Annotated in this window: 26 protein-coding genes and 3 pseudogenes; 17 read left to right on the forward strand and 12 right to left on the reverse strand. The window is 67.6% G+C overall.

Annotated features, from left to right (window positions below):
* Window positions 1–55: 55 nt before the first annotated feature.
* Entirely contained in the window at window positions 56–310 is a 255-nt protein-coding gene (locus B0F77_RS50005; RefSeq protein ID WP_342746845.1) for a hypothetical protein, read from the forward strand.
* Here the strand turns inward: B0F77_RS50005 and B0F77_RS28870 are convergent.
* On the reverse strand, window positions 231–893 hold the full coding sequence (locus B0F77_RS28870; RefSeq protein ID WP_086666144.1) for a class I SAM-dependent methyltransferase: 663 nt from the start codon (window positions 891–893) through the stop codon (window positions 231–233). The genes B0F77_RS50005 and B0F77_RS28870 overlap by 80 nt on opposite strands.
* A 91-nt stretch (window positions 894–984) precedes the next feature.
* Window positions 985–1,107, reverse strand: a pseudogene (locus B0F77_RS28875) (arsenate reductase/protein-tyrosine-phosphatase family protein); the annotation flags it as partial.
* A gap of 95 nt (window positions 1,108–1,202) precedes the next feature.
* Between B0F77_RS28875 and B0F77_RS28880 the strand changes: the two are divergent.
* From B0F77_RS28880 to B0F77_RS28890, 3 genes are read left to right on the forward strand one after another with little or no spacing between them, the layout of a single operon-like run.
* On the forward strand, window positions 1,203–1,532 hold the full coding sequence (locus tag B0F77_RS28880; protein WP_245848771.1) for an ArsR/SmtB family transcription factor: 330 nt from the start codon (window positions 1,203–1,205) through the stop codon (window positions 1,530–1,532).
* 37 nt (window positions 1,533–1,569) lie between these two features.
* The gene (gene arsB / locus B0F77_RS28885; protein ID WP_086666146.1) at window positions 1,570–2,673 is read left to right on the forward strand and encodes an ACR3 family arsenite efflux transporter; all 1,104 of its coding nucleotides are present in this window, start codon (window positions 1,570–1,572) and stop codon (window positions 2,671–2,673) included.
* A complete protein-coding gene (locus tag B0F77_RS28890; protein ID WP_086666147.1) occupies window positions 2,660–3,634 on the forward strand; it encodes an ArsO family NAD(P)H-dependent flavin-containing monooxygenase in 975 nt (324 codons plus the stop codon). The genes arsB and B0F77_RS28890 overlap by 14 nt, the downstream gene beginning before the upstream one ends.
* Here the strand turns inward: B0F77_RS28890 and B0F77_RS28895 are convergent.
* Window positions 3,624–3,971: an ArsR/SmtB family transcription factor gene (locus B0F77_RS28895; RefSeq protein WP_086666148.1), complete on the reverse strand. Its 348-nt coding sequence runs from the start codon at window positions 3,969–3,971 to the stop codon at window positions 3,624–3,626. The genes B0F77_RS28890 and B0F77_RS28895 overlap by 11 nt on opposite strands.
* Before the next feature lie 79 nt (window positions 3,972–4,050).
* On the opposite strand from B0F77_RS28895, the gene arsM reads away from it, so the two are divergent.
* Window positions 4,051–4,944, forward strand: coding sequence for an arsenite methyltransferase (gene arsM / locus B0F77_RS28900; RefSeq protein ID WP_086666149.1), 894 nt, complete (start codon window positions 4,051–4,053; stop codon window positions 4,942–4,944).
* 515 nt (window positions 4,945–5,459) lie between these two features.
* On the opposite strand, the gene B0F77_RS28905 is transcribed toward arsM, so the two are convergent.
* A complete protein-coding gene (locus B0F77_RS28905) occupies window positions 5,460–6,020 on the reverse strand; it encodes a GNAT family N-acetyltransferase (RefSeq protein WP_086666150.1) in 561 nt (186 codons plus the stop codon).
* Window positions 6,021–6,037: 17 nt separating this feature from the next.
* On the opposite strand from B0F77_RS28905, the gene B0F77_RS28910 reads away from it, so the two are divergent.
* The gene (locus B0F77_RS28910) at window positions 6,038–6,598 is read left to right on the forward strand and encodes a helix-turn-helix domain-containing protein (protein ID WP_086666151.1); all 561 of its coding nucleotides are present in this window, start codon (window positions 6,038–6,040) and stop codon (window positions 6,596–6,598) included.
* Window positions 6,599–6,697: 99 nt separating this feature from the next.
* The gene (locus tag B0F77_RS28915; protein WP_086666180.1) at window positions 6,698–7,138 is read left to right on the forward strand and encodes a MarR family winged helix-turn-helix transcriptional regulator; all 441 of its coding nucleotides are present in this window, start codon (window positions 6,698–6,700) and stop codon (window positions 7,136–7,138) included.
* 39 nt (window positions 7,139–7,177) lie between these two features.
* Here B0F77_RS28915 and B0F77_RS28920 read toward each other — a convergent pair whose 3' ends face one another.
* Window positions 7,178–9,703, reverse strand: a complete 2,526-nt coding sequence (locus B0F77_RS28920; protein WP_086666152.1) for an excinuclease ABC subunit UvrA — start codon at window positions 9,701–9,703, stop codon at window positions 7,178–7,180.
* A 461-nt stretch (window positions 9,704–10,164) separates the two neighbouring features.
* Between B0F77_RS28920 and B0F77_RS28930 the strand changes: the two genes are divergently transcribed.
* The 3 genes from B0F77_RS28930 to B0F77_RS28940 all read left to right on the forward strand — a co-directional run bounded on the left by B0F77_RS28930 (window position 10,165) and on the right by B0F77_RS28940 (window position 11,472).
* Window positions 10,165–10,488, forward strand: a complete 324-nt coding sequence (locus B0F77_RS28930) for a winged helix-turn-helix transcriptional regulator (protein ID WP_169730996.1) — start codon at window positions 10,165–10,167, stop codon at window positions 10,486–10,488.
* Window positions 10,489–10,651: 163 nt separating this feature from the next.
* Complete coding sequence (locus tag B0F77_RS28935; RefSeq protein ID WP_086666181.1) at window positions 10,652–11,056, forward strand: nuclear transport factor 2 family protein; 405 nt, start codon at window positions 10,652–10,654, stop codon at window positions 11,054–11,056.
* Window positions 11,057–11,094: 38 nt separating this feature from the next.
* The gene (locus B0F77_RS28940) at window positions 11,095–11,472 is read left to right on the forward strand and encodes a nuclear transport factor 2 family protein (protein WP_158102851.1); all 378 of its coding nucleotides are present in this window, start codon (window positions 11,095–11,097) and stop codon (window positions 11,470–11,472) included.
* On the opposite strand, the gene B0F77_RS50010 is transcribed toward B0F77_RS28940, so the two are convergent.
* The 4 genes from B0F77_RS50010 to B0F77_RS28960 all read right to left on the reverse strand — a co-directional run bounded on the left by B0F77_RS50010 (window position 11,372) and on the right by B0F77_RS28960 (window position 13,578).
* Complete coding sequence (locus B0F77_RS50010) at window positions 11,372–11,860, reverse strand: chromate resistance protein ChrB domain-containing protein (protein WP_245848773.1); 489 nt, start codon at window positions 11,858–11,860, stop codon at window positions 11,372–11,374. The two genes, B0F77_RS28940 and B0F77_RS50010, sit on opposite strands and share 101 nt — an antisense overlap.
* The gene (locus tag B0F77_RS49170) at window positions 11,857–12,132 is read right to left on the reverse strand and encodes a hypothetical protein (RefSeq protein WP_211294081.1); all 276 of its coding nucleotides are present in this window, start codon (window positions 12,130–12,132) and stop codon (window positions 11,857–11,859) included. The genes B0F77_RS50010 and B0F77_RS49170 overlap by 4 nt, the downstream gene beginning before the upstream one ends.
* A gap of 198 nt (window positions 12,133–12,330) precedes the next feature.
* Window positions 12,331–12,699 carry a hypothetical protein gene (locus B0F77_RS28955; RefSeq protein WP_086666155.1) on the reverse strand — a complete coding sequence of 123 codons (369 nt, stop codon included), beginning with the start codon at window positions 12,697–12,699 and terminating at the stop codon, window positions 12,331–12,333.
* 240 nt (window positions 12,700–12,939) lie between these two features.
* A complete protein-coding gene (locus tag B0F77_RS28960) occupies window positions 12,940–13,578 on the reverse strand; it encodes a class I SAM-dependent methyltransferase (RefSeq protein ID WP_086666156.1) in 639 nt (212 codons plus the stop codon).
* Between the two features lie 85 nt (window positions 13,579–13,663).
* Here B0F77_RS28960 and B0F77_RS28965 point away from each other — a divergent pair, with 85 nt between their 5' ends.
* Window positions 13,664–14,272 (forward strand): TetR/AcrR family transcriptional regulator, encoded by a 609-nt coding sequence (locus tag B0F77_RS28965; RefSeq protein ID WP_245848774.1) that lies wholly within the window; start codon window positions 13,664–13,666, stop codon window positions 14,270–14,272.
* Here B0F77_RS28965 and B0F77_RS28970 read toward each other — a convergent pair whose 3' ends face one another.
* Both B0F77_RS28970 and B0F77_RS28975 read right to left on the reverse strand, forming a co-directional pair.
* Window positions 14,273–14,866 carry a class I SAM-dependent methyltransferase gene (locus B0F77_RS28970; RefSeq protein ID WP_086666157.1) on the reverse strand — a complete coding sequence of 198 codons (594 nt, stop codon included), beginning with the start codon at window positions 14,864–14,866 and terminating at the stop codon, window positions 14,273–14,275.
* Between the two features lie 196 nt (window positions 14,867–15,062).
* Window positions 15,063–16,451, reverse strand: coding sequence for a KamA family radical SAM protein (locus B0F77_RS28975; protein ID WP_086666158.1), 1,389 nt, complete (start codon window positions 16,449–16,451; stop codon window positions 15,063–15,065).
* A gap of 130 nt (window positions 16,452–16,581) precedes the next feature.
* On the opposite strand from B0F77_RS28975, the gene B0F77_RS28980 reads away from it, so the two are divergent.
* Window positions 16,582–17,046, forward strand: coding sequence for an FxsA family protein (locus B0F77_RS28980; RefSeq protein ID WP_086666159.1), 465 nt, complete (start codon window positions 16,582–16,584; stop codon window positions 17,044–17,046).
* Complete coding sequence (locus B0F77_RS28985) at window positions 17,043–17,603, forward strand: GNAT family N-acetyltransferase (RefSeq protein ID WP_086666160.1); 561 nt, start codon at window positions 17,043–17,045, stop codon at window positions 17,601–17,603. Before B0F77_RS28980 ends, B0F77_RS28985 begins: the two co-directional genes overlap by 4 nt.
* Before the next feature lie 3 nt (window positions 17,604–17,606).
* On the opposite strand, the gene B0F77_RS28990 is transcribed toward B0F77_RS28985, so the two are convergent.
* The gene (locus B0F77_RS28990; RefSeq protein ID WP_158102852.1) at window positions 17,607–17,930 is read right to left on the reverse strand and encodes an SsgA family sporulation/cell division regulator; all 324 of its coding nucleotides are present in this window, start codon (window positions 17,928–17,930) and stop codon (window positions 17,607–17,609) included.
* 173 nt (window positions 17,931–18,103) lie between these two features.
* On the opposite strand from B0F77_RS28990, the gene B0F77_RS28995 reads away from it, so the two are divergent.
* From B0F77_RS28995 to B0F77_RS29010, 4 genes and pseudogenes are all read left to right on the forward strand, one after another.
* Complete coding sequence (locus B0F77_RS28995; RefSeq protein WP_086666162.1) at window positions 18,104–19,063, forward strand: TIGR03885 family FMN-dependent LLM class oxidoreductase; 960 nt, start codon at window positions 18,104–18,106, stop codon at window positions 19,061–19,063.
* A complete protein-coding gene (locus B0F77_RS29000) occupies window positions 19,060–20,568 on the forward strand; it encodes an alpha-amylase family protein (protein WP_245848778.1) in 1,509 nt (502 codons plus the stop codon). The genes B0F77_RS28995 and B0F77_RS29000 overlap by 4 nt, the downstream gene beginning before the upstream one ends.
* Window positions 20,569–20,638: 70 nt before the next feature.
* Window positions 20,639–21,160 (forward strand): annotated as a pseudogene (gene kdd, locus B0F77_RS51085) (L-erythro-3,5-diaminohexanoate dehydrogenase); the annotation flags it as partial.
* A gap of 391 nt (window positions 21,161–21,551) precedes the next feature.
* Window positions 21,552–22,053: pseudogene (locus B0F77_RS29010) on the forward strand (amidohydrolase family protein); the annotation flags it as partial.

Consider the following 22,053-nt stretch of genomic DNA (forward strand, 5'->3'; position numbering starts at 1 on the left):
CGGCGTGGACCAAGCCGAATCCACCGCGGTGGTGACCAACGGCTTGTTCGCACACGTGCGCAACCCGATCTTCACCGCCATGATCGCGACGGGCGCCGGCCTCACGCTGTTGGCCCCCAACGCAATTGCGGTGATCGCGTTCACCACGCTCGTAGCGGCGATCGAGATCCAGGTGCGCGTGGTCGAGGAGCCGTACTTGCTGCGCACTCACGGCGAGAGGTACACCGCGCTCACTCTGGACGCTTTCCTCCAGGTCTCGGCTGACCGAGCGGCCTGCGTGCGACGAGCCGTTCCACCAGGCCGAGCTTGAACCGTTGCCGCTGCTGGACTTCCAGGCCACGGGCTTCAACGAGATGCAGCGGCCGGCGCAAGAAGTGTTCGCCCGCCATCGGAATCGTGACCCGCTCCACCAGCCACTGCACGCCACGCGCGATACGGGACGAGCTGGCGACGTGGTCAACGAGGACCAACCGGCCGCCCGGACGCAGCACCCGCACCATCTCGTCGACCGCGGCCTCGTGATCCGGAATCGCACACAAACCCAACGTGCACACCACGGTGTCGAACGAGGCGTCGGCGAACGGCAGAGCATGCGCGGTGCCCTGCCGCAGGGTCACATCGCGACCGAGTTGCAGGGCGCGCGCCCGTGCGAGGGCGAGCATCTGCTCGCTGATGTCCAGACCGGTGACGGCGACGTCGTCGGGGTAGAACGGCAGGTTGAGCCCGGTTCCGACAGCTACTTCGAGCACCTCGCCGTTCGCCTGGGCACACGCCCACTTGCGGGAGTCACCGAAGACCCGCCGGTCCAGGACCCCGATCTCCTTGTCGTAGGTGGTCGACTTGCGGTCCCAGTACTGCTGCCAGCGGGTGGTTCGATCATCGGTCCGCGCCATCGCTCATCGTCCAATCGGTCGCCGTGCCGTTCAACGAAACACGATCGCCGCGGTGATCGCATCGGGGAGAACCCTCGGCAGCTGCGATCACTTCATCGGTGGCCGAGCGAACGGCGACTCGACCCATGCCGTAGTGCTGCAGCAGTGCCGCGGCCATCTGCGAGCGGCCCGCGTTGTGCACGCAGACGAACAGCACCTCGGGGGGCTTGGACACGGTCATCTCCTGAGATCTCCTGGACCGAAGTTCGTCGATGCAGATCACACCTTCTGTATCGACTTTTGTCAATCCAGCCGGTTATGGTGGTCTCCATGACGAGCCCGGACCAGACCCTGCTCGACTCGACGACCGCCGCCCGCCTGTTCAAGGCGCTCGGCGATCCGATTCGCGTCGAGCTGGTCAGTCTGGTGCGCCGGACCGAGGGGCAGGAAGCGTGCTTCTGCGATCTTGCCGACCAGTTCGACATGCCGCAGTCCTCGCTGAGTCACCACCTCAAGATCCTCGTCAACGCGGGCGTGCTCAGCCGCGAACGGCGCGGCACCTGGAGCTGGTACCGCATCGACAACGACGCCATCGACACCCTCGCGGCGGTGCTGGCGCCAGGAGGACCGCTGCGCGACACCAGCGCCTGCTGCGACTGACCTGACAACACCTCGCGCCGATGGCCGTCATCGGGTGATGACGCCTGCCCACACCCAGGAGAACCCGTTGAGCACCACCGAAACTGCGGCACCCGACGTGCTGCATCGACTGTCCTTCCTGGACCGTCTGCTGCCGGTCTGGATCGGCGTCGCCATGGTCGCGGGCCTGCTGCTGGGCCGGTTCGTGCCCGGCCTGCAGGGCGTGCTGGACGCGGTGAAGATCGGCGAGGTGTCGCTGCCGATCGCGCTCGGCCTGCTGCTGATGATGTACCCGGTGCTCGCGAAGGTCCGCTACGACAAACTCGACGCCGTCACCCGCGACCGCCGCACCATGCTGCTCTCGCTGGTGCTCAACTGGATCCTCGGCCCGGCGCTGATGTTCGCGCTGGCCTGGATCTTCCTGGCCGACCTGCCCGAGTACCGCACCGGCCTGATCATCGTGGGCCTGGCCCGCTGTATCGCCATGGTGATCATCTGGAATGACCTCGCGTGCGGCGACCGCGAAGCCGCCGCGGTACTCGTGGCGCTCAACTCGGTGTTCCAGGTCGTCATGTTCGGTGTGCTCGGCTGGTTCTACCTCGACCTGCTGCCCGGCTGGCTCGGCCTCGACACGACTTCCGTCGACTTCTCGGCCTGGGAGATCGCCAAGTCCGTGCTCATCTTCCTCGGCATCCCGCTCGCGGCTGGTTACCTCAGCCGCAAACTGGGCGAGCGGTCCCGCGGGAGGGACTGGTACGAGTCGAAGTTCCTGCCCCGCGTCGGCCCGATCGCCTTGTACGGATTGCTGTTCACGATCGTCATCCTGTTCGCACTGCAGGGCGAGAACATCACCAACCGCCCGCTCGACGTCGCCCGCATCGCCCTGCCGCTGCTGGTCTACTTCGCCATCATGTGGGCCGGTTCCTACGCGCTGGGCAAGGCGTCCGGGCTCTCCTACGAGCGGACGACCACGCTGGCGTTCACCGCGGCGGGCAACAACTTCGAGCTCGCCATTGCCGTCGCGATCGGCGTGTTCGGCGTGACCTCCGGCCAGGCGCTCGCCGGCGTGGTCGGACCGCTGATCGAAGTGCCGGTGCTCGTGGCGCTCGTCTACGTCAGCCTGTGGCTCCGGCGCCGATGGGCAGCTCGTGCTCAGGTCTGACGTTGTCGTGATCGGCGGCGGCCAGGCAGGTCTGGCCGCCGCCTTCTACCTGCGCCGCGCAGGAATCGACCATGTGGTGCTGGACGCGCAGCCCGTGCCGGGCGGGGCGTGGCCGCTCACGTGGAACTCGCTGCGGCTGTTCTCGATCGCCCGCCACAGTTCGCTGCCCGGCTGGCCCATGCCGTCCTTTCCGGACGGATGCCCGACCGCTCAGCACGTCGTGGACTACCTCGCCGCCTACGAGAAGCGCTACGACATCCCCGTCCACCGGCCCGTCCAGGTCACCTCGGTCACCCGCGACGGTGACCGGCTGCTGGTGCACACCGACTCCGGAACCTGGACAGCGCGACACGTCATCAGCGCGACCGGAACCTGGTGGCGGCCGTTCCGCCCCCTGCTGGACCTGCCGGGCCGCCAGCTGCACACCGTCGACTACCGCGACCCGCTCGAGTTCGCCGGCCAGAAGGTCGTCGTGATCGGCGGCGGCAACTCCGGCGCCCAGATCGCCGCTGACCTCGTGCAGCACGCCGACCTGACGTGGACGACCCGACGGCCACCGAGGTACATGCCCGACGAGATCGACGGCAAAGCGCTGTTCGACATCGCCACCCGGCGCGGCAGCGTCAGCGAGCTCGGCGACATCGTGGCCGTTCCGCCCGTCCGTGAAGCCCGTGACAACGGACTGCTCGTCGCCACGCCGATGGATGTCGAAGCGCTGTCCGGCGCTGACGTCGTGGTGTGGTGCACCGGGTTCCGTCCCGCCCTGAGTCACCTCGCCCCGCTACGACTCCGTGACACCGTAGGCCGCCTCGCCGTCGACGGCACCACCGCCGTGGACGAGCCGCGCCTGCACCTGCTCGGCTACGGCGGCTGGACCGGCCCGGCATCCGCGACCCTCGTCGGCGTCGGACCAACCGCGAAAGCAACGGTCGCGAAGATCGCCGCGTCGATCAGGCCGTGACCGGCTGGCGCACGCTGCTCAGCATCGCGGCCATCCGGTCGGTCGTCTCCGGGCGTACCCAGTAGTAGACCCACGTGCCCCGGCGCTCGCAGTCGACCAGACCCGCCTGGCGCAACAGCTTCAGGTGATGCGAGATCGTCGGCTGCGACAGCTCGAACGCGGGCGTCAGCTCGCAGACGCAGACCCCGCCCTCGGTACGTGACGCGATCATCGACAGCAGCCGCAAGCGCACCGGGTCGCCCAGCGCCTTGAACATCGCCGACAGCTCAGCCGCCTGCTCCGCGGCCAACGGCTCTTCTGACAGCGGCTCGCAGCAGCCTGACTCTTGCTTCGACATTTTTCAATATTGACGGCACTTCGAGCTCTGCGCAACACTGCATAGACAGACTTCAATACAGCCTGGAGGTAGACCGCTCATGAGCGAGCAGACCGACCTGCGCGAGACCGTCCGCGCCCGCTACGCCGCGGCCGCGACCGCCGTCACCCAGGGTGGAGGCGGCTGCTGCGGACCGCAGGCAGTGGAGGTCGACGAGACCTTCGGCGCCACGCTCTACCCGGCCGCACAGCGCGACGAACTGCCCGCCGAAGCGGTCGCCGCGTCACTCGGCTGCGGCAACCCCATCGCCGTCGCCGAACTGCGCGAGGGCGAGCGGGTGCTGGACCTGGGCTCCGGCGGCGGCATCGACGTCCTGCTCTCCGCTCGCCGCGTCGGCCCCACCGGCAAGGCCTACGGCCTCGACATGACCGACGAGATGCTCGCGCTCGCCCTGTCCAACGTCGACAAGGCCGGCGCCACCAACGTCGAGTTCCTCAAGGGAAACATCGAAGCCATCCCGTTGCCCGGCAACACCATCGACGTCGTGATCTCCAACTGCGTCATCAACCTCTCCGTCGACAAGCCCGCGGTGTTCGCCGAGACCTTCCGCGTTCTGCGCCCTGGCGGCCGCCTCGGCATCTCCGACGTCGTCGCCGACGACCACCTCACCACCGCCGAACGAGCCGAACGCGGCTCCTACGTCAGCTGCATCGCCGGAGCCCTCACCTTCGCCGAGTACCGCGAAGGCCTCGAAGCCGCCGGCTTCGCCAACGTCGAGATCACGCCGACGTTCGAGGCCGCGGACGGCATGCACTCCGCGATCGTCCGCGCGGTGAAGCCCCTCGACATCGAGCTGGTCAGCGCGACTGCTTTGGCGTCGAGCGGAGACTCCTGCTGTGGCGTCAGTGCCTGCTGCACGCCTGGTGAGGAGCCCGTCGACTCGAACCTCACGGTGGCCGAGGCGAAGTCGGAGTCCGCTTGCGGTTGCCAGTGATCGTGCGCCCCGGTTGTCTGGGCCTACAGGTCAAGCCCAGTCGGAATGACGTGCCGCGCAGCACCGGGCATGCGGGCGAACAGCTGATCCAGCCGGACCGAGACGCTGGTGAGTACCGGTCTTCGGCCGTGAACGCTGTCGCCCTCCCAAGCGGTGAACGGGCTGTCAAGCACGGCGACCGTGCGATGGAGCCAAGGCCGCGTGCGGATGGCGCAGCGTGAGAGCGAGGTAGAACTCCTCGGACAGTTCTGCACGATCAGGGGCGGGTGCGGTGGCGGTCAGCCGCCAGGAGTGGTCAGCGCCGTCGGTCGCGCAAGCCAGACAGCTGATGCGGGCTTCACCGTCCCAGGAGAGTTGAAGGAACCGATCTGTTCGGACTGGCGGCGGCGAACGCTTCCCACAGCAAGTTGAGGGGGTGGTCGGTAGCGGTCGCGTTCGCCGCGGCGGGCGAAGATTCCGGTGCCGATCTCAAGTGCCGGCTCGTAGTCGTCGGCGAGGTCGATCTTGCGCAGTGGTCAGGAAAGCGTCGACGAGCTGCTGCTCGGGTGCGGAAACCGGGTAGATGTCGTCAGATGCCGCTGCATCAGCACGGTGTCCAGTGTGCTCCCGTGCTTGGTGCCGACGCCGTGCAGGCGTCCGACTTCGGTGAAGCCGCAGCGCAGATGGAGTTTCTCGGATGCCGTGTTGCCGTTGTCGACGATCACGGCGATCACTTCGCGGATTCCCGCAGTGGCGCAGCGGTCGAGCAGTTCCTCGAGGAGTGCTGTGCCGAGTCCCCGTCCGGTCGCGCGTGGGTCGAGGTAGATCGAGTTCTCGACGGTGAAGCGGTACGCGCTCTTGGCTTTCCACGGCGAGCAGAACGCCATGCCCACCACCTGGCCGTCCAGTTCGGCGACGAGGAAGGGCAGGCCTCGGCCGGCGATGTCCCAGTACCTCGTACCCCACTGTGCTCTCGTGGGCGGTGTTTCGGCGAACGACACGGTGGTCTGCAGGACGTAGGTCGCATAGATCGCTGTGACGGCGTCCAGGTCCTCAGGCCAGGCTTCACGGACCTGGGTTTCCACTATAGTGCTCATAGTTCTACTATAGAGGCATGTTCGACTTGGTGGAACTGGCTGACCGGATCCAGCGCCTGCGTGGTGAGCGAGAACTCACCCTGAAGGCGCTCGCCGAACGGTGCTCGGTCAGCATGAGCATGTTGTCCGCGGTCGAGCGCGCGGAGAAGGCGCCGACCGTGACCGTGCTGGCGCGCATCGCGGAAGGGCTGGGCGTTCCGCTGGTCGCGTTGCTGCAGGACGACGACCGCAGGGTCGTCGTTCGCCGGCGTGCGGACCAGGAGCACACGGTCTATCCGGCGGGGTGGGAACGTGTCGTGGTGTCGCCGGTGGTCGCCGGTGTGAACTTCGAACTGGTTCGCGTGACTCTTCCGGCCGGTTGCGACGCGGGCGAGTTTCCGGCGTACGCCAGGGGATCGCACGAATACATCGCGGTCGAGCGAGGCACGCTGCGGCTCACCGTGGAGAAACAGGTGATCGACCTGGAAGCGGGGGACTCGACGTACTTCGAAGCGGACCAGGTGCACGCGTACGCCAATACCTCCGACGAGCCGTGCACTTATTACGTGGCCGCGCTTATCATGCGCCCGAGGAGCTGACCTCGCCGGTCAGGATGTCTCGGAAGTTGGTTCCGTGGAAGCCGTGTGGTTGGCTTCGTCGCTGAACCTGTGCCCAGTGAGGAGATCCGAGGAGTCGTCGTGGTGGATCTGAGGCTGGTGTACAGCGACCTGGTTCGGTTCGAGATCGAGCTGTGGGGTGCCGTCGAGAAGCGCCTGCAGGCGGAATGCGATCTGCAGCTCACGTGGTTCGAGGTGATGCGGCTGCTCGGCGAGCGTGGCGGTTGCCGAGTGCTGGACATCGCGGAGGAGTTCCGGATCACCGTCGGTGGCACCAGCAAGGTCGTCGACCGGGTCGAGGCCGCCGGTTACTGCCGTCGTCGCGCCAATCCGGACGACCGGCGTTCATCCATCGTGGAGCTCACAGCCTCCGGCCGCCGCCTGTTGTCCAAGGCTGTGAAGGTCTTCGACGACGAGCTGGAGATCCGGATCGGCTCGGTGCTCCCCGAAAGGTCGCTCAAGCAGCTGGCCACGACTCTCTCGGCCCTTCGCGCCGCGTACCGCGCGAGCGTCGACTCGTAGTTCCGGAGACGACCTACCAGCCGGGCATTGCGGCCCGCGTCACAACATGTGGCTGTCCTGTGGGGTGCCGAGGTGGTCGCGCAGATACCTGGCGGTGAGGCTGTGCGGATCGCGGGCGAGGAGCCTGGGCGTTCCACTGGCGACGATCGTGCCACCGGCGGCGCCTCCTCCCGGGCCCATGTCGATGACGTGGTCGGCGTTGGCGATCATGTCGAGGTCGTGCTCGATGACGATGACGGTGGCACCTTTGTCGGTGAGGCGCCCGATCACCGACAGGAGCGTGCGGATGTCGAGGGGGTGCAGGCCGACGCTGGGTTCGTCCAGGACGAAGAGGGCGTCGGTCTGCTTCCGGTCGAGCTCTGACGCAAGCTTCAGGCGCTGCGCTTCGCCACCGGAGAGCGTGGTCGTGGCCTCGCCGAGGGTGAGGTAGCCGAGCCCCAGGTCGATGAGCGTTTCCAGTCGGGCTCGGACCTTGCGCATGTCCTGAACGTGTTCGACCGCTTGCCGGACCGTGAGCGCGAGCAGCTCGGGCAGGGCGAGCCCCGCCGCATCCGGGCCGCGCCGGAAGTCACTTGCCGCCGGGGCGTAGCGCGAGCCTTCGCATTCCGGGCAGACGATGTCGACGTCGGGGAGGAACTGCACGTCGAGCGACACCTGGCCGGTGCCTTCACAACGGGGACACTTCAGGGATCCGGTGTTGTAGGAGAAGTCGCTGGCGGTCAGTTCACTTTCACGCGCCGCCGGAGTGGCCGCGTAGGCACGTCGGAGTTCGTCGAGGACGCCGCTGTAGGTGGCGACGGTGGAGCGGACGTTGACGCCGATCGGGGTGGCGTCGACGACGTTCACCCGCGTGATCCCCTCGGCGTCGACTTCCTTGACCCAGCTGGGAAGCCGGCCACCGGAGATCGTCGCGTCGAGTGCCGGGACGAGGCTTTCGAGGATCAACGTGGTCTTGCCCGATCCGGACACCCCGGTCACCGCGGTCAGACGCCCGCGCGGGATGTCGACGTCCAGGGCGTGCACGGTGTGCAACGGTCGCGTGGAGAGGTGGATGCGCCCGTGCTCGAACACCTCGTCGCCGTCCGGCTGGGGACGGACGACGACTGGTTCGCTGCGGGAGAGGAAGCCGCCCAGCAGGGACTGGGGGTGCTCGGCGAGGTCGGCCACCTCGCCGGTGGCGAGGACGCGTCCGCCCTCGGCCCCGGAGCCGGGGCCGATCTCGATGAGCCAGTCGGCCTCGCGCAGGACTTGGACGTCGTGGTCGACGAGAACGACGGAGTTCCCGTCCTTCAGCAGATCCCGCATGACGCCCAGTAGTCCGTCCACATTGGAGGGATGCAGACCGATGGACGGCTCGTCGAGAACGTAAAGCACACCCGTCGTCTCGTTGCGCACCGCGCGTGCCAGCTGAACGCGTTGCCGTTCACCGGTGGACAGTGTCGAGGACGCCCGGTCCAGGCTGAGATAGCCCAGACCCAGTTCGACCAGCCGGCGCGCGGTCTGCAGCAGCTGGTCGACGATGCTCCTCGTCATCGACGCCATGTCCGGCGGCAGGGTGCCCTCGATCCGGGGTGTCCAGGAGATGAGCTCGTCGAGGGTCTTGGCGGTGGCATCGGCGAGGTTGACGCCGTCGACCAGTGACGCTCGCGCCTGTTCGCTGAGCCGCGTGCCGTGGCAGGTCGGGCACACCTGGGTGCTGATGAACTTGTTGACGCGGTTCAGGCCGCGCTCGCTGGCGGCGTTGTCCAAGGCTTCCTGCACGGCCTGCCGGGCGTTGCGATACGTGAAGTTCAGCTCGAACAGCTTGCCGTTCTTGGACGGCACGGTGATGTGCCGCTTCTCGGCCGGGCCGTGCATCACGATGTGCCGCTCGTCGGCGCTCAGCTCCGCGTACGGCACGTCGGTGCGGACCCCGAACTCCGCGACGACCTGTGGCATCACCGTCAGCCCGAACATCGACCACGGTGCGACGGCTCCGTCCGCGATGGCGAGGGAGGGGTCGGGAACGAGGCGTTCCTCGTCGATCTCCCGGACGACTCCGGTTCCCGTGCAGTGCGGGCACGCGCCGTCGGAGTTGAAGGCGAACGACTCCGCGCCCGGCGGGTAGAACGAAACGCCGCAGACCGGGCAGGTCAAGTTCAGGTTGAGGGCGACGTCGATGGTCGGCTGCTGGCGGTGGCCGTTCGGGCAGCAGTGGGCTCCGAGCCGCGAGTACAGCAGGCGCAGGACGTTCAGCAGTTCGGTCGAGGTGCCGAACGTGCTGCGCACTCCGGGAACGCCGGGGCGTTGCCGAAGGGCGAGTGCGGCCGGGACGTGCTTGACGCTGTCGACGGCGGCTCGTGGGGCGTGTGACATCCGCCGGCGCGTGTACGTCGACAGCGCCTCGATGTACCGCCTGGACCCCTCCGCGTACAGGACACCCATCGCCAGGGAGGACTTGCCGGAACCGGACACTCCCGCCAGTGCGACGAGCTTGCGCAGCGGCACCGTGACGTCGACGTCGCGGAGGTTGTGCACCCGTGCCCCGCGCACCTCGATCGCCAAAGGCTGATCGCTGTCACCCATGAGTGTCTCCGTCCGGGTCCGTCCATGACTCTTCCAAGGAACTTGATTCCTTGGAAACTATACCGGCGAAATCCAGGAGGGAGGTCAGTGATGGGGTGGACTGTCAGCTCGTACTCGACGCGGGGCGGAACCTCGGCGAAAACCATGGCAGTCCACTTGTTGGCGATGCGTGCGAGCGACGTACGTGACGGGCAGGTTGCTGTGAGCACGTTGAACTCGGGGTGCTCGGCCATCGGTTGCTCCCTGTCGGTTACGTTCGGGTAGTTGGTTACCAATCTCAACTGCAGGTTGGCGAAGTGGTGCGGGGCAAGACGCCTTGGCTTGCTTCCGCGTGCGTTGTTGTTGGCACTGTCCTATGCTTACCGCTGGTAACCGGTCACCTCAACGTAACCAACGAGTGGATGTGGCCCTTGTCGCAGAATCCGAGGTGGGCAGCCTCGACGGAGATCTGGTCGACGCGCATGTCGCTGGCGCGCCTGGACAACAAGTGGACGGCCATGGTGGTGATCGCGCTCGGGCGTGGTGACGGCCTGCGCTTCCGCGACCTGCGTGTGGTGGTCGAGGGAATCAGCGCGAAGGTGCTCACCGAGACACTGCGGGACCTGGAACGGGACGGGATCGTCGCGAGGCGGGAGTACGCGGAGATGCCGCCCCGCGTCGAGTACGAGCTGACCGACCTCGGGCGGACCCTGCACGTGCCGCTGCAGGCGCTGGGCCTGTGGGCGGAAGAGCACACGGCGGAGGTGCTCGCGGCGCGCGAGTCCTACGACGCCGGTCGTTGCTGAACACGCACGGGAACTCGTCACCGTCCACTGTGGACCACAGCGACGTGACGCTTGGAGTGTGATGTGACCTGCGTCACGCAGGCACGTTGGTTACGTTGAGGTGACTGGGCACCGATGGTGACTATTGCCGTCACGTGGAACGAACTTTGAAAGGACACGGATGATGGCGCAGTCGAACGAGCCGTTGGACGTTGCTCGCAAGTACTTCGAGGCGTTGTCCGCCAAGGACTTCGCCGCGGTCGCAGGCATGTTCGCCGATGACATCGTCTGGCACCAGCCCGGAGCCAACCAGTTCTCCGGCACTCGTCGCGGCGGCGAGGCTGTCGGCGAGATGTTGGGCGGCATGATGTCTGTCAGCCAGGGAACTTTCGAGATCTCGCTGACCGGTCCGCTCGCCGCCAACGGATCGATCGTCGCCGCTCCCATCCGCTTCGGCGGGATGCGCGACGGCGCGACGGTGGACCAGGACGGCATCGACCTGCTCCGCGTCGAAGGGGATCGGATCGCCGAGGTGTGGCTGTTCTCGTCCGACCCGGTGGAAGAGGACGCGTTCTGGGGCGCTGCCTGATCTTGTTGCCCGCTATCGCAGTCGGAACGGGAGTTTCCGTGAGTAAAGAACAGGCTAACAAGGAAATCGTCGTCGAGGCGTATCAGCGCACGTTCGGCGATCTGGACCTGGACGCGATCGACAAATTCTTCAGCAAGGATTTCAAGCAGCACAATCCAACGATCGCCGACGGCCCGGAGGGCGTAAAGGCGCTGGTGCGGATGCTCTCCTCACAAGGAGTCGCAAAGCAGCAAATCGAGTTCAAACACATCGTCGCCGAAGGCGACGTCGTCATCCTCCATTCGCGCTATGAGATGGCGGGAGCGGAGTGGCGGTTCATCGACATCTATCGTGTTGAGAACGGCCAGTTGGCTGAGCACTGGGATGCGATGATGCAGATGCCGGAAGTGCGCGCGAACACGAACCCGATGTTCTGACGAAAACGGTTCTCTGGTGCTCCCGTCGGGATGCCGAGCCGGGTGATGGCTGCCTGGCCCGTACATCCGCCGTCGGATGGACTCGATCCTTGAGGAAGAGCCATGGTGCGGCCGTCACGTCGTCGACGTCGGCCTCGTGGATGATCTCGGCGATGCGCCACTGCACCGGATCGGTGATGTCGTAGCGGCGCAGGATCGTCTCGAAGCTGCAGTCGCCGCCGTGGTGCCCGAGCTCGACGCCGCGCATGTCGAACGGCGTGGCGTCGGCGGGAACCTGGGCCGGGTCGGTGACGAAGACGAACTCGGCGTCGGCGTGGACCGTGCGGCGGATGAGCCAGGCACAGGCGGCGCGGTCGATGTGGATTCCCGCGCGGGTGGCCCGCTTCATGCGGTGTCCTTCTGGCCGCGGTCGGGGTGCAACGCGTCGACGGCATGGTCGGCCGCTTTCCGTTGCAGGGAAGGGAAGTAGTCGCGGCGGTGGATGCGCCGCAGCTCGGCCCGCAGCTTGCGCATGATCCGCTGCCTGTCGGCATCCGGAAGTCCCGCTGCTTGGGTGGCTTCGTCGAGCACGGCGGCGTACTCGGCCGCACGAACCTTCGCCATCGCCTGCGCGAGCTCGCGTTCCTGCGTGAGGCTCGTAAGCCGGGCCAGCCAGACCATCGCGGTGCGCCGTTGTCGACGATCTCCTCGGCGATCCAGTCGATCTGCTCACGGGTGCGCGCGTCCGCGGGCAGAGCGACCAGACCGTCCGAGATCTGTGCGACGCCGAGGCGCTTGAGCTTGCGCCACACCGTGATCCGCGGTGTCGACGGCTCCCGAGGCATCCGGTGTGACAAGAGCACCCAGGTGCCGGGCTGGTCAATAGAGGTAGACATCGACCACCAATGCCGCGACGCCCGCGAGTAGTGCGACGACAGCGACTCGCCTGCCGGAGTCGCTGCCCTGTGGACCGAATCCAAGCAGCAACGCGGCCGTGGCGATGGCGAACACGCCGCTGCCGGTGTCCTGCCAGCTGACGGGGAACACCGCGATGGGGGCGTCGGTGAAGAACCCCGGTGCGTGCACGGCGTTGAGGATCGCGTTCCAGGCCGCGGGCCCGAGCCCGGCGGCGAGGCCCGCGGTCACGATCACTCCCGCGCGGCGCGGCGGCACGAGCAACGCGACCACGACCGCGGCCAGGACGGCGGAGAGTGCGGCGCCGTGAGCGACGGTGGACCAGCTGAGCATCTGGAACTCCTTCCGCCGGGCAGTGCAACCACGGTTACTCATGCCAGCCGTGTCGTGAAGGAGCTGTGCAGCCGAAGTCAGCTCGACGTGCGGCGCCGCAGGAACCTGCGGGCCACCACCCCCATCAGCAGATGCGCGGCGATGGCGATCACGGTGACCACCAGCCGAACTTGTAGCCGAGTCCGATGTGGATGATCAGGCCGATGAGGGCGGCGGCCAGGGTGAGCTTGCTCGCGATCTTCACCGGGCGACGCCGGGCTTGTCGGCGCGAACGCAGTGCAGGAACCAGCTGACCTTGGTGCTCGGTCCGAGGTCGAACCCCGCCCCCGCGAGCATGGGGGCGATCCGCTCGACCGGGTTGTCGCGCATCGTCTCCCCGGCGGTCGCCCCGACCAGGTGCCGAGCCAGGAATCCCTGTGGTGGCAGGAAGTCCGCGATCAGCACGCGGCCTCCCGGTCGCAGCACGCGGAACATCTCGGCGAACGCCTGGGCGCGCGCGTCCTCGGGGATGTGGTGGATTGCCAGGCTGGACACCACTACGTCGAACGACGCGTCCGGCAGATCCAGGGCTTCCGCCTTGCCGACCAGGAACGAGCAGCCGGCGCCGGCCCGCTTTCGGTTGGCCTCCGCGATCATCTGCTCGGACACGTCGATGCCGACGGCTCGTGACCCGGCCTGTGCGGCGAGCGAGGTGAGGTAGCCGGGCCCGCAGCCGATGTCGAGCACCTCGTCGCCCGCGTGCACGTCGGCGAGTTCGACGAGGCGGCCGAAGATGCGACGCCGGCGCCCGGCGAACACCAGGGATGAGAGCAGTTCGTAGGCACGGGCCTGGTGGATCGCGCCGCTGGGGGAGTTCCCGTGCGACCTGACCTTGTGCATCGCGTCCTCCTCTAACTTAGTCGCCACTAAGTAGTGGCGGACACGAGCTTAGTCATGACTAAGTAGAGCTGTCTAGGATGCTTCCGTGACCGAACAACGTGAGCGCCGGACCAGGATGTCCGCCGAGGAGCGCCGCGAGTCGATCCTGGCGGCGGCGACCGAGCTGTTCGCCGAGGTCGGCTACCTGCGCGGCAAGACGTCCGTGGTCGCGCGCAAGATCGGCGTGAGCGAACCGGTGGTGTTCCAGAACTTCGGCACGAAGGCGACGTTGTTCGCCGCCGTGGTGGACCAGGCCGCGGACCACATCTGCCGCCTGGTCGAACGGTTCGCGACCGCGGACGTGCCGGTGGTGGGGCTGCTCGAGATGATGCTCGACCCCGAACACCTGCGGCACGTGCACAGCGCGGGCTCAGTGGGGGCGATCTTCGCCGATGCCGCCACGATCCACGACGAGCCGGAGATCGAGGCGGCCACCCGGCGCGCCGTGCGGAGGTTCGCGGCCGCGATCACGGGGTTGCTCGAGCGCGGCCGTGCCAACGGAGAGCTCCGGCCCGACCTGGACGCCGAAGCCGCCGCTTGGTGGTTGCTGTCGATGGTCTCCTCACAGCGGTTCCGCCAGTCCACCGCCACCGACCCGAAGGCGATCGAGGAACGGCTCGCCGCGAGCACGCTCGGCTTCCTGACCGGACGCTGATCAGCTCCGGCTGACGAGCAGGTACCGCTCGTCGTCGATCACGCGCCCCCACAACGCCGGGCTGTCCAGCCGCGTGACACCGGCGTCTTCGCGCACGGCCAGCACCAGTTCGCGGCACTCGGCGGAGGTCAGGCCGGCACCCGTCGACCAGCGTCCCTCGATGAGCACGAGCAGGCCGCCGGGCTTGAGCAGATCGACCCAGAGCTTCAACGCGGCAGCAGGGTCGGGCAGCGCCCACAGCACATGCCGGGCGAGCACGACGTCGCACGACGCCGGTGCGCAAGGAGGCTGGGAGGCATCGCCCTGGATGAACTCGGCCGGCACTGCGGCGGCGTTCGCCTTGGCCCGCGCGGCCGCGATCATCCGTCCGGACAGATCGACGCCGCGGACCCGGTGCCCGGCTTGCGCCAGCAGCACGGAGAGGCTGCCGGTGCCGCACCCCAGATCGACCACGGACGCCGCATCGCCCGGCATCAGCGGCAGAAGCACGGCCGTCCACGCCGCGCGTACTTCGGGATCGAGCAGTCCGTGATCCGGTTCCTGGTCGAAGGTCGCCGCGTGCTGGTCCCAGAACTCGCGCACCGCATCGGTCATGCGTGAAGTCTGCCAATTTCGACTGCGATCATGGTCATGCGGTCCCTGACCTCGAGGTCATGGGGTGTGACGCTGCCGATTCCCACCGCCGCACCCGTTCCGGAGGCCCAATGCGGCTCCATGGGTGATGACCGGGCAAACATGCCGATGGGGCCGCCTCCGGGAGATGTCCCGAAAACGGCCCCATCGCGACCTGTCAGGCCTGGTCGGACCACCACTTCTGGCCGGCCTCACCGAGCGTCGAGATCGGGTCGTAGTAGGGATAGCGACGGTCCAGCGCCTCGGGGTCCTCGAGCTCGATCCCGGTCCGGTAGTTCTTGGTCCAGTAGGAGATCCCGAGCTCACGGTCATATTCAGCGAGCTGGTGCACCCACCTCTTGCCCACGTACGGCACGTCGCACACGATGCGAGGAGTGGCATACCCAGGCAGATAACCCATGATCGCGTGCTGGAGCTCCTGCGCCTCCCACACCGACACCCGCCAGTGCTCAGCGTTGGGGATCATGTCGCACATATAGAAGTAGTACGGCAGGATGTTCGCTTCCCCTTGCAGCGCAAAGCAAAGATCCAGCAGGTCGTCCGACGTGGCGTTGACGCCCTTCATCAGCACGCCCTGGTTGCGCACGTCGCGAACGCCCACCTCCAGGGCCGTGCGGGCGGCCTCGGCCACTAGAGGCGTCACGGACTGGGCGTGGTTGACGTGGGTGTGGATCGCCAGGTTCACGCCGCGGCGGGAGGCGGTGCGGGCGACTCGTTCCAGGCCTTCCACGACGCGCGGCTGGAGCCAGTGCTGGGGGAGGCCGGCCAGGGCCTTGGTGGCCAGGCGGACGTCGCGGACGGTCTCGATGTCGAGCAGGCGCATCAGGAACGACTCGAGTTGCGGCCACGGCACGTTTGCCACGTCACCGCCGGAGACGACGACGTCGCGCACGCCGGGGGTTTTCTTCAGGTAGTCGATCATTTGGTCTTGGCGGTCGACCGGCTTCAGCGAGAGCTTGTGCTTGTCGATCAGCGGCGTGGAGTTGCCGACCAGGTCCATGCGGGTGCAGTGGCCGCAGTACTGCGGGCAGGTCGACACCATCTCGGCCAGGACCTTGGTCGGGTAGCGGTGGGTCAACCCCTCGACGACCCACATCTCGGCCTCGTGCAGCGAGTCGCGCTGGGAGTGCGGGTGCGACGGCCAGCGCGGGTCGCGGTCGGAGCGCACCGGCAGCATGTAGCGGCGGACCGGGTCGGCCAGGAAGGCCTCGGTGAACTCGGACGGCGTCAGGGCGCTGTCGACCGCCATGGTGTTGAGCATCTGTGGCGGGATCAGCATCGACATCGTCGCGAAGTTCTCCTGGTCGGCGGCCAGGTCGTCGTAGAACTTCTCGGTCAGCAGGTCGCCGGTGACCTTGCGGAGCTGCTTGACGTTCTTCACGCAGTTCACCCGCTGCCACTGGGCGTCGCGCCACTGCGCCTCGGTCACGTGGGACCAACCCGGGAAGCGCCGCCAGTCGGGTTCGACCAGCTCACGGCGCACGTACGTGTACGGCTGGCGGTCCAGCCGTTCCAACGCCGTGGGGGCGTCGTGCAGCGCAGTCATCCGTACTCCTCAGCGTCGAGGTCGCGTAAAGATATCCTGTCACATCGCTAGCTTGCCGTAAATATTTCAGATCAAGCCCTGGTTGAGGGCAGGTCGGGAGCAATTGGGGACCGTCGCGCGTTGTGCGGGTATGCCTGTTTTCGCGCTGCTGTTGCTCGGGATGTTCGCCGAGATCGCGGTCATGATCGCCGTCGGCAACGCCATCGGCGGGCTCTGGACGATCGCGTTGTTGCTGGTCGGCACCCTCGCGGGGTTGTCGCTGGTGCGCCGGCAGGGTGCGCAGACGATGGCCGCCTTCTCCGAGGCCGTGTGGAAGCGTCAGCAGCCGCACCAGGAGATGGCCGACGGCGTGCTGATCGCGGCGGCCGGTGCGTTGATCATGGTGCCGGGCTTCATCAGCGACGTCGCGGCGCTGTTCCTGCTGTTCCCGCCCACGCGCCGGCTGGTGAGCCGCCGGATCGCGCGCAAGGCGGAGGCGGCCGCGCTGAAGTTCGAGCACGAACGTCGCTTCGGGGCCGGTCAGGTCGTCGAGGGTGAAGTGATCGACGTCGCCGCCGAGCCTGTGATCATCGCGGAACGGCGCGAGCTGACGTGATCCGCGCGTACCGGCCCGCTGACCTGGACGCGCTCTACGACATCTGCCTCGACACCGGCAATGGCGGCCTTGGTGCGCGCCATCTGTTCGACGACCCGCGCCTGCTCGGCCACGCCTACGTCGGTCCGTACGTGGCGTTCGAGCCTGACCTGGCGTTCGTGGTGGAGGACGACCTCGGGGTCTGCGGGTACGCGATCGCGGCGTCCGACAGCGAGGCCTTCGAGGACCGCTGTGACCGCGACTGGTGGCCTGACCTGCGCATTCGGTATCCGTTGACGAAGAACGTCAATCGGGTCGTGCGGCACATCCACGACCCGGCGCGGGTCGACCCGTTCCTGGTGAAGGACTATCCCGCGCACATGCACGCGAACCTGTTGCCTCGCGCGAAGGGCAAGGGGTTCGGCGGTGCGTTGGTCCGCACCGTGCTTGAACGTCTCGAGAAGGGCGTCCATGTGCACGTGCGGCACCACAACACACACGGGCTCGGGTTCTGGGAACACCTCGGCTTCCGCGTGATCGACTCCGCCGACAAGCTCGTCCTGGGCCTGCGTCTCTGAACGTCAGGCGAGCAGGTCCTTCAGCAGCAGCTCGAAGTCGAGGACCTCATGCCCGGCCGGGACCACCGCGTAGGTGGACTCCAGGAACCGGTGCAGCTCCTCGAACGACAGGTGGAACACCGCGTGCGAGTCCTCGGTGAACAGCTCCAGCATGAGCACGTCCCCCTGGAGCGGCCGCAGCCGGACGTCCCCGATGCCCGTCGGCGACAGCAGGCCGTCGGAGAGGAGATCCCGGCCGACCAGCCAGGTCGACTCCTGGTCTCTGGTGTGAAACCGCAGCGTGACGGCGTGCGGATCGTCTGAGCGGTAGTGGAGATCGACGTTCATCGGCTCGACTGTGCCGTCCGGTCGAATGAACTCAACGACGGTTGCGGTTCCGATCCGCGTCTCGTTGAACATCGCCGTTCCTCCTCCGCATCGAGGGCGTCGCAGTACACACGGCTCCCGTTCAGGATCGGTTCAACGCTTTTTCGAACGGCTCACTGGGTACCTGAAGTCGCATGACCGTTTACGGCGTCCATGCGTCACATGAGCAGATACACCCCACCGCACTGCTCAGTTCGGTGCGCAGAGCCGAGGAGGCCGGGTTCGGGGCGGCGATGAGCTCCGACCACTTCTCACCCTGGAGTTCGCGCCAGGGCCAGTCCGGGTTCGCCTGGTCCTGGCTGGGCGCGGCGCTGCAGGCCACCAGCCTGCCGTTCGGCGTGGTCACGGCCCCTGGCCAGCGCTACCACCCGGCGATCACCGCCCAGGCGATCGGCACGCTCGCGGCGATGTTCCCCGGCCGGTTCTGGGCCGCGCTCGGCACCGGCGAGGCGAGCAACGAGCACGTCACCGGCGACGGATGGCCGCGCAAGGACGTCCGCAACGCCCGGCTTCGCGAGTGCGTCGACGTGATCCGCGCGCTGCTCGCGGGCGAGGAGGTGAGTCACGACGGCCTGGTGCGGGTCGACCGGGCCCGGCTGTGGACGTTGCCGGACGAAGTGCCCTTGCTGATCGGTGCTGCTGTGTCGCCCGCGACCGCTCGTTGGTGTGCGGAGTGGGCCGACGGGCTGATCACCGTCAACGCGCCACCTGACCGACTGAGAGAGGTCGCGGACGCGTATCGCGACGCGGGCGGCCGCGGCAAGCTCCATCTGCAGGTGCACCTGAGCTGGGCCTCCGACGACGACACCGCGCTGGCGATCGCACACGAGCAGTGGCGCACCAACGTGTTCCGTCCGCCCGTGTGCTGGGACCTGGAACTCGCCGAGCACTTCGACGTGGTCGCCGAGAACGTCACGCCGTCCCAGGTCGCCGAGGTCGTTGATGTGTCGTCGGACCTCAAGTGGCACGCCGAGCAGCTGCACTCCTACGCCTCGATGGGCTTCGAGGAGATCTACCTGCACCACGTGGGTCAGGACCTGATGCCGTTCATCGACGCGTTCGGTGAGCACGTACTGCCGGAGGTGACGAAGTGATCCGCACATCTGACGTGTGGTGGAAGAACGCCGTCCTCTACTGCCTCGACGTGGAGACCTTCTCCTCCGACGGCTTCCACGGCGCCACCGAACGCATCGACCACCTGCACTCGCTCGGCGTCACGTGTGTGTGGTTGATGCCGTTCTACCCGACGCCCGAACGCGACGACGGCTACGACATCACCGACTTCTACGGAGTCGACGAGCGCCTGGGCTCGCTGGGCGACTTCGTGGAGTTCGTGCGCGCGGCACGCGACCGGGGCATGCGCGTCATCGCGGACCTCGTCGTCAACCACACCTCCGACCAGCACCCGTGGTTTCACGACCCGGAGAAGCGCGACTGGTACGTCTGGGCCGACGAGCCGCCGGCCGACGGCCCGAAGGGCATCACCTTCCCGGACAAGGAGAACAGCCTCTGGGAGTACTCGGAGGAGGTCGGCAAGTACTACCTGCACCGCTTCTACAAGCACCAGCCCGACCTCAACGTCTCCAACCCCGCCGTGCGCGACGAGATCGCACGGATCATGGGCTTCTGGATGGAACTGGGGTTGAGCGGCTTCCGCGTCGACGCCGTGCCGTTCCTGTTGGAACACAACGACTCGATGGACGCCATCTCCCTGCCGGACCCGCACGACTACCTCACCGACCTGCGCGCGTTCCTCAACCGCCGCAACGGCGAGGGCGTGTTGTTGGGCGAGGTCAACCTGCCGTACAAGGACACGATGGCGTTCTACGGCCAGGGCGTGGGTGACGAGCTGACGATGTGCTTCGACTTCGTCGGCATGCAGGCGATGTACCTGGCGCTGGCGCGGAAGTCGAGCGGCCCGCTGGTCAAGGCCCTGCAGGAACGCCCGCAGCCACCGCGCGACGGCCACTGGGCGACGTTCGTGCGCAACCACGACGAGCTGACCCTGGACAAGCTGCCCACGGACGAACGCCAGGAGGTCTTCGACGCCTTCGGCCCGGACCCGTCGATGCAGCTCTACGACCGCGGCCTGCGCCGGCGGCTGCCGTCGATGCTGAACGGCGACCAGCGCCGCATCCGGATGGTCTACAGCCTGCTGTTCACGCTGCCGGGCACGCCGGTGCTGTTCTACGGCGAGGAGATCGGCCTGGTCGAGGACCTGTCGCTGGAGGGCAGGGAGGCGGTGCGCGTGCCGATGGACTGGGACGCCGCGCGGGACCAGCGCCACGACTCCGACTCGCTGCTGGTGTGGATGCGGCTCATGATCGAACGCTATCGGGAGTGTCCTGAGCTGGCCTGGGGCACCGCCCAGGTGCTCGACACGGGCGAGCCTCGCGTGTTCGCCCACCGCGCCGACTGCGACGGCGGCTCGGTGATCGCCGTGCACAACTTCGCCGACGAGGAGATCACCGTGCGCGTCCCGGCCGACGGCGTGCTCGAGGACCTGCTGACGGGCGGGAAGGTGAAGCCCGCGAAGAGCGGAGCCAAGGTCGATCTCGCACCCTACGACTGCCGCTGGTTCCGCCTGATTGTCGAGTGATGCTTGCGGTATCTTGACGTCTCACGTGAAGATATTGTCGAGACAGCGTCGTCGACCGAAGGATTTTCAGGTGAGCGCGTACGGACTGCACCGCGTCCTCGAGCCGGCTGGTGTGCTGCCCCAGCAGGCGTGGCGGCTCGACGCGGACCCGGTCCCCGCGGCCGACGAGGTGATCGTCGCGGTCGAGCGGCTCAACCTGGACGCGGCGTCGTTCCGGCAGCTCAGGGAGCAGCACGGCAATGGTGACGCGGTCCGGCAGGCTGTGCTGGACATCGTCGCCGAGCGCGGCAAGATGCAGAACCCGGTCACCGGCTCGGGCGGCATGCTGCTCGGCACGGTCCTGGAGGTCGGGCCGTCGTCGCCGCTCGGGCTGAAGGCGGGCGACCGGATCGCGACGCTGGTCAGCCTCACGCTGACGCCCCTGAAGATCAACGACGGGTTGCAGGACTGGAGCGGCGAGGACGAGCAGGTGCCGTGCCGGGGGACCGCGGTGCTGTTCGGGCGGTCGATCGCGGCCGTGTTGCCGTCCGACATGTCCAACGAACTGGCGTTGTCCGTTCTCGACGTGTGTGGTGCACCGGCGCTGACGGACCGTGTGGTGCGGCGGCACCCTGGTGGGTCCGTGCTGGTGCTCGGCGGTGGCGGCAAGTCGGGCTCGCTCTCTCTCGCGGCGGCGCGTCAGGCCGGTGCGTCGCGCGTCGTGGCGTTGGTGCCGACTGAGCGTGAGGCGGCACAGGTGCGTGCGGCCGGTCTCGCCGACGAGGTCGTTATCGCGGATGCACGTAACCCGGTGGCTGTCGCTGAGGCGGTTGGCAAGCAGGTCGATGTCACGGTCGTGTGTGTGGACGTGCCGGGGTGCGAGCACGGCGCCATCCTCGCGACCGCGGACGGCGGCACCGTGATCTTCTTCTCGATGGCGACGTCGTTCAGCGCCGCCGCCCTCGGCGCCGAGGGGCTGGCCGCCGACGTGGAGATGATCGTNNGATGCGACGGCCATGGCCGTCACGGACGGCGTCGTCGTGTGGATCGGACAGGACTCGGTCGGCCGCGCGCTGCACCCCGACGCCGAGGTCGTCGAGCTCAACGGCGCCTTCGTCGCGCCCGCGTTCGTCGACGCCCACGTCCACGCCACCTCCGCCGGGCTCCTGCTGACCGGCCTCGACCTGACCCGCACGTCCTCCGTGGACGCCCTGCTCCAGCAGGTCCGGGAGGCTGAGGGACCACTGGTGTGGGGTCACGGCTGGGACGAGACGCGCTGGCCGGAGAACCGTCCGCCCACGCGCGCGGAGATCGACGAAGCCGCGGCGGGCAAGACGGTCTACCTGTCGCGCATCGACGTGCACTCGGCCCTCGTGTCGTCTGACCTCATCAACGACGACGCGCGTGCGGCCGACGGCTACTCGCACGACGGTCCTCTCTCGCGCGCCTCTCACCACCTCGTGCGCGGCATCGCCAAAGCCGCTATCACGCCGGCACAGCGTGAGG

Origin of the sequence: Lentzea kentuckyensis, assembly GCF_002150765.1 — a bacterium.
GTDB lineage: Bacteria > Actinomycetota > Actinomycetes > Mycobacteriales > Pseudonocardiaceae > Lentzea > Lentzea kentuckyensis.